Origin of the sequence: Gordonia sp. N1V (assembly GCF_029269935.1) — a bacterium.
In the GTDB taxonomy this organism is placed as follows: domain Bacteria; phylum Actinomycetota; class Actinomycetes; order Mycobacteriales; family Mycobacteriaceae; genus Gordonia; species Gordonia polyisoprenivorans.
The window spans coordinates 305,637-316,658 of record NZ_JARJDD010000005.1 but is presented as its reverse complement, the minus strand read 5'-3'; the positions used below and the strand labels follow the sequence as shown (position 1 = coordinate 316,658).

The 11,022-nt window shown below is 70.0% G+C and carries 2 protein-coding genes; both read right to left on the bottom strand.

What is annotated here, in order from left to right; genetic code table 11:
• Positions 1-7: 7 nt before the first annotated feature.
• Complete coding sequence (locus P3L18_RS09475) at positions 8-5,494, bottom strand: type I polyketide synthase (RefSeq protein WP_276113953.1); 5,487 nt, start codon at positions 5,492-5,494, stop codon at positions 8-10.
• Entirely contained in the window at positions 5,491-11,022 is a 5,532-nt protein-coding gene (locus P3L18_RS09470) for a type I polyketide synthase (protein WP_276113952.1), read from the bottom strand. The genes P3L18_RS09475 and P3L18_RS09470 overlap by 4 nt, the downstream gene beginning before the upstream one ends.

Here is an 11,022-nt window from a genome sequence, read left to right as displayed (position 1 = left end):
GCTTCTGTCATGCCCGCTGTCCTGTTCTGCGCCGGCCGGCCCGTTGGCGTGCGGCGGCGCGCAGTTGTGCTCGTTCCCGGAGGCCGCCCGAGGCGTCGGTGTCGTCGGCGACGGCGAGATCGAGCTGACGGATGAGATCGGCGGCGAGCGCACGCAGACTTGCACCCTGAAGGAGCAGTGCCACCGGTGGTTCGGCTCCGAAATCGCCGCGCACCGCGTTGCGGATGCGTACAGCCATCAGCGAATCCATGCCCAGGTCGGTCAACGGCTTGTCGACGTCGACGGCCCGACTGTCGGCGAAGCCCATGATGGCCGCGATCCGGGTGCGCAGACGGTCGGTGACGGCGTCGTGTACCGCGGTCGCATCGAGGGTGCGCAACGCCTCCACCCCGCCCCAGGTGTCGTCGGTGAGGTCGTGCAGCTCGGCGACGAGTGGTGCGAAGTAGCCCAGTTGATCGAGTTCGGGGAATGCGACGGCCGCGCGGTCGAGCCGGAGGCGGATGACGCCGGCCCGGGTGGCGTCGGCGACCACCAGCGCGTCGAACGCCTCGATGCCTTCCGCCGGGCTGATCGGGTCGAGAGCGTCCATCGTCAGGGCGGCTGCCACGCCCACCTGGGCCCACTGGCCCCAGTTGATCGCGGTGGCCGGCAATCCCTGGTGGCGGCGCCAGAGCGCGAAGGCGTCGGCCCACGCGTTGGCGGCTGCGTATGCGCCCTGCCCGGGCGAGCCGAGCAATGACGCCGCCGAGGAGAACACCACCCACCAGTCCAGGCGCAGATGTGTTGTCGCTTCGTGCAGGGCGATTGCACCGGCGACCTTGGGCGCCCACACCCGGCTCAGGCTGTCCGGTTCGAGTGCGCTCAGCAGTGCGTCGTCGATGACGGCGGCCGCATGCAGCACGCCGCGAACCTCTCGGCCCGTCTCCCGCGCGGCGTCGACCAGTGCGGCGGCGACGCCGGGTTCGGCGATGTCACCGGCGATGTAGGCCACCTCGCCTCCGTTCGAGAGGTCGTCGATGAGCGTCTGCTGGTCGGGTGTGATCGCTCGGCGACCGTTGAGGACCACTCGTCCGGCGCCTGCGTCGAGGAGGTGACGTGCCATCAGGGTGCCGAGGCCACCGAGGCCACCGGTGACGATGTAGGCCGCGCCTGCCGTGACCGGGGTGACCGACGGGGCGCCGAGCGGAGCACGGCGCAGACGGCGGACATGACGCGCACCGGCGCGCCAGGCGACGATGTCGTCACGGGAATCGGCGGCCAATTCGGCGACCAGCGGGGCATCATCGTCACCGTCGAGATCGACCAGGGTGACGTGCAGCGCGGGATGTTCGTAGGCCATCACGCGCACGAGCCCTTCCAGCGCCCCTACGGTCGGATTGCCCGACTCGTCTGCGCCGACGCCGATTCCGTTGCGCGTGACCAGCCAGACGCGAGGCGCGCGACCCGGCCGGGCGGCGACCGCCCGTACCGCGGAGGTGACCGACCAGACGAGTGCGCGGGCCTGCTCGGACGCCGCACCGCGGGGGTCGAAGGTCTCGGTGTCGAGCAGCACGACCACACCGGCGGCCGCCGAATCCGCGTCGAGATCGGCGATGGCGGCTTCGGTGAGGACGGACCCGGTTCCGGTCATGCCCGATCCGGACGTCCCCGCCGGCAGCGTTCGGCGGATCACCCGCCGCGACGGCGAGCGACCCAGCAGATCGGCAAGCTCGTCGGCCGAGGAACCATCGGCGGTCGAGTGCCCGGCGAGGATCAGCCAGCTGCCGTCGGCGAGTTGTCCCGATGCGTCGCCCGGGAGATCGGCGGGGACCCATTCGGTGTCGAACAGCTTCTGCTCGAGGGGCAGCGGCACCGAGTGGCGTTCGACCTTGCGTAGGTAGACACCGGATGCGACGGCGACGGTTGCCCCGGACTCGTCGGTCAGGATGAACGAACCGAGCTTGTCCGCGGTGCCGGGGATCTCGGTCACCTGCGCCGAACACGTTGCGCGACGCCCGATCACGCCGGTGACGCGTAGCGACTCGATGGCCACCGGGAGGTAGGTCGCGGCGTCGGCGCCACCGGCTGCGATCCCCGAGGTCGACTCCTCGGGCATGGCGGCCGCCACGCCCTGCAGGGCGGCGTCGAGCAGCACCGGATGCAGCCGGAACCCGCGGTCGACGCCGGCCGCGGCGGGTAATTCGATCCGCGATTCCGATGCCCCGGTTCGTGGGCCGGCATCATCGGTCGACCCCACCCGCACGATGTGGGTGAGCGCGGCGAACGCCTCACCGTGGGCGGCGCCGGTGCTCCGCAACGCGCGGTAGAAGTCCGAGGGCGCCACGGTCGTCCCACCGATCAACGCGACCGGGGCGGGGATGTCCGGCGATGTCGACGTGACCACCCGCCCGGTGGCGTGCCTGCGCCACGCACCTTCGGTGGTACGCGAATGGATCTCGAAGCCCATCTCGCCGTCGGCCACGCGGCACAGGCGCGTGGTCACCGACACCGTGGTGTCCACGGCGAGCATCTCCTCGACCTCGAGGCGATGCACCTCGAGCCCGGTCGCCGGCATACCCAGCGCCTCGGAGCCCGCGGCGAGCACCATCTCGGCGAATCCGGCGGCCGGGAGGACGGCACGGTCGTGCACCTGGTGATCGCCGAGCCACGCCAGATGGTCGGTGCCGATCTCGCCCTGCCAAATGTGCTCTCCCCCGGGAACTTCGACATGGGTGCCGAGTAGTGGGTGCTCACCGGAACGGGTGGATGTCGCCCGAACCGTCGGCCAGTACCGCGTGTGCTGCCAACTCGTCGGGGCGAGTGTCACCGGCGGCGGGGGCGTGACGGCGGATTCGGTGGCGGCGGGCTTCTCGGGGTCCGATTTCTCCGGGCCGGACCGCGGGGTGACGGATTCGACGACGGCGAGCGCGCCGTGGAAGGTCAGGGTCTCGTCCTCGCCGCGCACGAGGGTGCCCAGCACCTCCACGTCACCGTCCGGACGCGCGGCGGCCAGCGTGTCGCCGATCGAATGGGTGAGCAGCGGGTGCGGGCTGATCTCGATGAAGATCGAGTGGTCGGCGGCGGCACGGGTGATCGCATCGCCGAAGCGCACGGGGTTGCGCAGGTTGCGGACCCAGTAGTCGGCGTCGGTCACCGGAGCGGTCTGCGATTCCTCGACGGTCGAGACCATCGGGATCGTCGGCCGCCGGGGGGCGAGGTCGGCCAGTGCCGCCCGCAGGTCGTCGAGGATGGGATCGACGGTCCGATGGTGCGAGGCGACGTCGACCTCGACGCGCCGGGCGAGCAGATTGCGGGCGGTGACCTCGGCGATCACCGCGTCGACCTGCTCGGGCGGACCTGCCACCACGCACTGCCGTGGGGAGGCGTACACGGCCGTCGAGAGCCCCGGGTGTGCGCGGACGAGTGCGTCTGCGGTCGCCGCGTCGGCTTCGAGGAGCGCCATGGCGCCGTGGCCCGAGAGTGCCTTCATCAACCGCGACCGCGTCGCGATCACCGACAACCCGTCCGCCACCGACAACGCCCCCGACACCACCGCCGCAGCAACCTCACCCATCGAATGACCGATCACCGCATCCGGACACACCCCATAGGACCGCCACAACGACACCAACGCCAACTGCACACCCACCAACACCGGCTGAATCCGATCAATACCCACCACCGGCTCCCCCGACGCCAACACCTCCCGCAACGAAAAACCCACCACCGCAACAAACACCGGCTCCAACTCCACCACCGCAGCCGCAAACGCCGGCTCCGCCACCAACAACCGACGACCCATCCCCGCCCACTGCGACCCCTGCCCCGAAAACACGAACACCGTGCCGGGCCGAGGCCGGTACCGGCGCGGGGCGAGCATGCCGGGACGTGGGCTGCCCTCGGCGAGGGCGCGCAAACCGGCCAGTGCCTCGTCGGTGTCGCGGGCACACACGGTGCCGACGGGATCGGTGGTGGTGCGCAACCGATCCAGGGTTGCTGCGACGTCGGGCAGTGCGACCGACGGGCCGGTCTCGAGCCACTGCGCGAGTGCACGAGCACGGTCACGGACACGATCCTCCGATCGACCGGTCACCGACAGTCGCGATACCGTCGGCATCGCCGACGCCACGCTCGACGCGGCGGCGAGTGCGGGCCCCTGCTCGATGACGATGTGGGCGTTCGTACCGCCGAGACCGAAGGAGGAGATCCCGGCACGCCGGGGTGTGTCGCTCTGTGGCCATTGCATCGTCTCGGTCGGCACGACGATGCGCGTCGACCGGGCATCGATGGCCGGATTCCATTGGGTGAAGTGCAGATTCGGCGGGATCTGCCCGTGCTCCACCGTCAGCACCGCCTTGATGAATCCGGCGATACCGGCGGCCGCCTCGAGGTGCCCGAAGTTGGTCTTGACCGCACCCAGTGCGCAGGATGACTCGCGGCCGTACACCGCGGACAAGGCGTCGAACTCGATGGGGTCGCCCAGAGATGTTCCGGTGCCGTGGGTTTCGACGAAGTTGACCGAGGACGCGGGCACGTCACCGGCAGCGAGCGCGCGGGTGATCACCTCGCGTTGGGCCGGCGCATTCGGTGCGGTGAGCCCGTTGGACCGTCCGTCGGAGTTGACCGCGGAACCGCGGATGACCGCGTGCACCCGGTCACCGTCGCGGACCGCGTCGGCAAGGCGTTTGAGGACCACTACGCCTGCACCTTCGCCGCGGACGAAACCGTCGGCCGCCACGTCGAAGGCATTACACCGTCCGCGAGGCGAGAGCATTCCCCATTTACCCAGTGCCAATTGCGTTTCCGGCCGAAGGATCACACTCACACCGCCGGCCAACCCCAGATCGGACTCCCGGGAACGCAGGCTCTGACACGCCAGATGGAGAGCGACCAGCGACGATGAGCACGCCGTGTCGACGGCGACCGCCGGGCCCCGCAGACCGAGCAGGTAGGCGATGCGCCCCACGGTGATGCTGTGCGCGTTACCGGTTGCCGAGTACGCGTCGATCGACTCCGGATGCGAGGCCGAGGTGCTCTGGTACTCGTTGTAATAGACACCGAGGGTGACCGCCGCACGCACCCCGGTCAGGGCGTCGGAACGGTACCCGGCATCCTCGAGCGCCTCGACCGCCACCTCGAGCGCGATGCGCTGCTGGGGATCCATCGCCTCCGCCTCACGCGGGGTGATCCCGAAGTAGTCGGCGTCGAAACCCGCGATGTCGTCCAGGAATCCGCCCCACTTCGACGGCATCCGCCCGGGCACCATCGGATCCGGGTCGTAGTACTCCTCGGCATCCCATCGCTGCGGCGGAACCTCCACCACCCCGTCACGGCCCTGGGTCAACAGCTCCCAGAACGATTCCGGCCCACGGACGCCGCCCGGGAAGCGGCAACCGATGCCGACGACGGCGATGGGTTCGGCACCGGTGATGCGTGCGGCCTTGTCGAACTGCTCGACCAAGGCGCTGCGTTGTGCCGGCGTCATCGCCGACACTCGATCGAAGGTGGTCTTCATCGTTGCCCACTCTCGGGGACGGCCGACACGGGCTGTGTGTCGGACAGGGACTCGGATCCGGCCAACGGATCCGAGAGGGATTCGACGCTGTCGAAGAGACTGTCGAGCACGCTGACCTCGGCCTGCTGCTCGCCGGCCGCCTCCGCCGCGGCGGCCTGCGTCGCCTCACGGCGGGGGGCGAGAAGACCGGTGAGCATCTCGCTCAGGGCGTCGATGGTGGGATGGTTCCAGAGCATGGTCGCCGACAGGTCGAGGCCGACCAGGTGACGGGCATCGCGCAACACCGTCATCGCCATCATCGAGTCGAGACCGAGCTCCGGGAACGGCTGATCCGAGCGCACGGCGTCGGTCGGCATACCCAGTTCCCGTGCCAGGATCACCCGCATCCGGCTCACCAGTTCGGAGCGGGTTTCTTGCTCGGACATCAGCTCCCAGTCAGGCGCGTCGACGGCCGCGTCGGGCGCTCCGCCGACCTCTGTTCCCGCCGCCGGCGCGGCGGGAACGAAACACAGGCCCCGGAGGTCGACGGTGAACGGTGCGCCCGTCCCGGCGGTCACGTCCGCGGCGAAGCCACCGCGGCGTGCCTCGCGATACCGCACCTCGACGGTCGCCTCGCCGTCCGCCGTGGTGGGTGACACGGTCATCGTCTCCACCGCTGCCGGGAACATCAGGCCGTCGTGCGACGCGTCGATCAACCGTGCGAGGTGTACCGCGGCATCGAGAAGCGCCGCGGTCCCCGCCGCGGACACGCCGGCCTCCAGAGTGCCGGGCGCGGAACGGTTCTCGAGGGCCGTCCACCCGTAGGGTCGGCCGGACAGACCCCAGTGCTGCTCGAGCTCCGCCGCCTGCTCGGACGAAAAGCCGGTCGCCGTACGGGCGGCTTCGATGGGTGGTGCCTCGGAGTCGAGAAGACCTGCGCTGAGATGCTCGACCCACTCGTGCGGGCCGGCGCCCACCGAGGTGGCCGAGGCGATCGTGATTGCACCGGTCTCGTCGAGCCGCACCCGCACGACGCGGGGACGATCGAGGACCAACGGCTGGGTGAATGCGATGTGCTTGGCACCGGCCGCGCCGGCCTGCGCCACCACGGTGGCCACGGTGTGCAGCAGCACCGAGGCCGGGACGACCTCCACCCCGTGCACCAGATGCGAACCGGGATAGGGCAGTTCGTCGTCGGCGATACGGGCGAACCAGGTGTGTGACGGGACCTCGGCGGCACCGGCGCCCGAATCTCCCGCGCTCGTCTCGACCGTGCCTGTCTCGATCGAGTCGACCTCACCCAGAACGGTGTCGGGCCGGGCCGGAGGCAGACCCGACAGGTCGTGGTCGGCCTCGCCGAGCAGGTCGTCGACGATGTGGAACGAGGTGCGCATCCGGTAGGCCTCGGCCAGCCGCGCCCACTGTGCGCCGACCACGATCGGCCGGATCGGCGCGTCCGCCCCGAGCAGGGTGGGCAGGGTCGCGATCGCGGTCTCGTTGCGCATCGGGGTGAGTCCGGCGGAAGCGGTCTCGGGCTGGGCATCGGCCCAGGATTTCCACAATCCCCAGTCGATGACGGTGGCCGGCAGCCCGACGGCGCGGCGGGCGAACGCGAAGGCGTCGGCGAAGGAGTTGGCGGCGGTGTAGTGCCCGAGCCAGCGCGAGCCGAACAATCCGGTGATCGAGGAAAACAACACGAAGCGGCGGACCGGGGTGGTCACCGTCAGTTCGTGCAGTACCGAGATCGCGTCGACCTTCGGGCGGAACATCGCGTCGACCTCGGCATCGTCGAGCTCGATCAGTGAACCGGCGCCACCGGCCAGCGCGGCGACATAAACGCCGTCCAAGGGTGGGAGATCGTTTCCGAAGCGCGTGAACAGCTCTCGCATCGCCTCTGGGTCGGCGGCGTCGGCGGAAAAGTTCACCAGCGTGGTCGAGTTCGCGGCGAGCTCTGCGGTCACCTCGGCCGACAGGTCGGCGCCGCTGCGGGAGAGGGCGACGATGGTGTCGGCGCCCATCCGCGACAACTCGACGATGAGGTCGGGCCCCACGTTTCCGGTCGCTCCGACGACGAGCGCAGTGGTGTAGCCGGGTAATCCGGTCAGTGGGGTCGGCGGCACCGCGGCCCGCAGTCGTGGCAGTAGTCGTCGGCCCGCCCGCAGCACGACCTGATCCTCGCCGTCGGAGCTGTCGAGCTCGGCACGCACATGACGCGCCACCAATGCGGCGGGCAGCGCGGCGTCGACGTCGAGGACCCGTCCGAAGATCTCGGGGTTCTCCAGGGCGAGTGTCCGGGCGAATCCCCAGAGCACCGCCTGCGCCGGATCGGCGGGCTCGCCGTCGGCCACGGGCTGGGCGTTGCGGGTGAGGATCGTCAGATGTGTACGGCCGGGCGCCGAAGCGAGCGCAGCAGCGACCCGTCGCACGTCACCGAACACCTCGTGAGCGCGGAGCGCACCGAAGTCTGTCCGGGTGGCCGTCGGGGCGAACACCACGTGTGTTGCGCCGGTCAGCGCGGCGCCGTCGGTTGCGTCGGCGACGGTCACCGCGCGCGCCGCCGGCCCGAATGCCGCGGCCAGCGCATCCGGCTCTTCTGAGACGACAACCCAGCCGTCGCCGTCGTCTCTCGCATCGGCACCGACGGCAGGCGATGCCACGTCGACGGGCAGGGCCCGCTCGATCCAGGCGAGTTCGTGGTACCACTCGTCGAGAGCGCCGCCGCTGCGCGGCGAACCGGTCTCGGTCGGCGGTGGTGGGCCGGCGCGGTGTGAGTCGGCGCGGTGTGGCTCGGCAGCGGGTACCTCCACCCAGTACCGGGAGTGCATCCACGGGGATTTCGGGAGCCGCGTGAACGCCCCGGTATCGGGCACCGCGGGTGCGCGCAGCGTCTGTGTCGCAGCGAGATTCGTGAAGAAGGTCTCCACCTCGTCGGTGTCGCGGGCCAGGCTGCCGATGGTGTGGTGATGCCGATCGGCCAGCGTTGCATCGATGGCGTGGGTCAGCAGCGGATGGGGGCTCATCTCGATGAACGTCGCGTGCGTGGCACCGGCCTGCGCGACCCGCTCGGTGAAGCGGACCGGGTTGCGCAGGTTGGCGCACCAGTAGTCGGCGTCGAGGACCGGCGACGTCGCGCCGTCCGGGTCGGCGGTCGACAACATCGGGATCGTCGGTTCGGTCGACGTCAGGCCGGACAGCGCTGCCCGCAGCTCCGGCAGCACCGGGTCGATGATCGGATGGTGCGACGCCACGTCGACCTCGACACGCCGAGCGAGCAGATCGCGGGCGGCGACCTCGGCGATCGCCGCATCGATCTGCTGGGGCGGACCGGCCAGCACCGTCTGATCGGGTGCGGCGTGCACCGCGATGGTCAGATCCGGGTACCGACTGCAGATCTGGTGCGCGGCGTCGACGTCCAGTCCGACCAACGCCATGGCGCCGTGGCCCGAGAGTGCCTTCATCAACCGCGACCGCGTCGCGATCACCGACAACCCGTCCGCCACCGACAACGCCCCCGACACCACCGCCGCAGCAACCTCACCCATCGAATGACCGATCACCGCATCCGGACACACCCCATAGGACCGCCACAACGACACCAACGCCAACTGCACACCCACCAACACCGGCTGAATCCGATCAATACCCACCACCGGCTCCCCCGACGCCAACACCTCCCGCAACGAAAAACCCACCACCGCAACAAACACCGGCTCCAACTCCACCACCGCAGCCGCAAACGCCGGCTCCGCCACCAACAACCGACGACCCATCCCCGCCCACTGCGACCCCTGCCCCGAAAACACGAACACCGTGCCCCCAGGGCAGGTTCCCTCATGTGCGGGAACGACTCCCGGCGCGCGGTAACCACCGGCGAGGGCGCGCAAACCGGTCTCGGCCCGTGTGTGATCGCGTGCGGTGACCGTCGCGACCACACCGAACCGTGAGCGGTGGTGGGCCAGGGTGTGAGCGATCGCCGACAAGTCCACCTGTGCGCCGTCGCCGCCGATCCAGTCCGCGAGGGTCTGAGCCTGTGCGGCAACGCGTTCGGGGGTCTTGCCCGAGATGATCAGCGTGTGGACCCCGGGTCCCGCAGTCGCCGGTACAGGGGTAACCGCGCCTGGGGTCACCGCGAAGGGGGTCGGTTCCGCCGGCATCTCGGGGGCCTGCTCGAGTACGACGTGCGCGTTGGTGCCGCTGACACCGAAGGACGACACCCCGGCACGGCGTGGTCGCCCGGATTGCGGCCACTGCTGTGGTTCGGCGGCGATGGCGAAACGCGAGGCGCCGTCGCACGCGTGCGGATTCAGCGCCGAGAAGTGGAGCTGACGAGGGATGTGCGCATGCTCGATCGCCAGCACCGTCTTGATGAGACCGGCGATACCGGAGGCGGATTCGAGGTGCCCGAGGTTGGTCTTGACCGACCCCAGAACCAAGGGTGCACTCTCGCCCCGCTCGGCGAACACCCCGTGCAGGGCGTCGAGCTCGATCGGATCACCCAGCGGGGTTCCGGTGCCGTGGGCCTCGACGTAGTCGATCTCCGCCGGTGCCAGGTCGGAGGCGGCCAACACCGAGCGGATCAACGCCTGCTGGGCGGGACCGTTCGGAACGGTCTGGCCACTGCTCGCGCCGTCCTGATTGACCCCGGTACCGCGGATGACCGCGCGGATCCGGTCGCCGTCGCGCACCGCGTCGGAGAGGCGCTTGAGCACCACCACGCCGCACCCCTCGCTGCGCACATAGCCGTTGGCGTCGGCGTCGAAGGTCTTGCAGGTGCCGTCGGGGGCCAGCATGCCCCACCGGGAACAGGCGATGCTGTTCTCCGGGCTCAGGTTCAGATTCACCCCACCGGCCAGCGCACTGTCGATCTCACGGCGCCGCAGCCCCTGACACGCGAGATGGACCGACACCAGCGACGAGGAGCACGCTGTGTCCGAGACGATCGCCGGGCCGTTGAGGCCGAGGAAATACGACAGGCGGCCCGCGGCGAAGTTGGCGGCGTTGCCGAACGGGATGTACGGGTCGAGTCCCGTCCGCGGGATCGCACCCGCGAACGTCAGGGTGTAGTCGTTGGTGGTCATCCCCACGTACACGCCGGTGGCCGTTCCGCGCAGCCGTTCACGCGTGAGGCCGGCGTCCTCGATGCACTCCCAGGCGACCTCCATCAGCAGCCGCTGCTGGGGGTCCATCCCGATCGCTTCGCGCGGGGTGAGTCCGAAGAACTCGGCATCGAACTCGTCGGGGTCCCAGTGGGTGAGGAAACCACCCACCCGGTTCACGATGGTGCCCGGGATCGTGTGGTCCTCGGCGTAGAACTCGTCGGCGTCCCAACGGTTCTCGGGCACCCGCACCACACCGCTGCGGCCCTCGGTCAGCAGATCCCAGTAGTCGCCCGGATCGTCGACGTCGCCGGGTAGCCGGCAACCCATGCCGATGATCGCGATCGGCTCGCGGTCGCCCTGCTCGGCGATGGCGAGCTTTCGGGACAGGTCGTCGATCTTGCGCAGTGCGTCGGTGATGATCGCCCGGCGATCCGAGGTTTCGGGAGGCAC

Bases quoted from the DNA above. Each gene is read 5' to 3' on its own strand.
- P3L18_RS09475 (WP_276113953.1), bottom strand. From the start codon at position 5,494: ATGAAGACCACCTTCGATCGAGTGTCGGCGATGACGCCGGCACAACGC.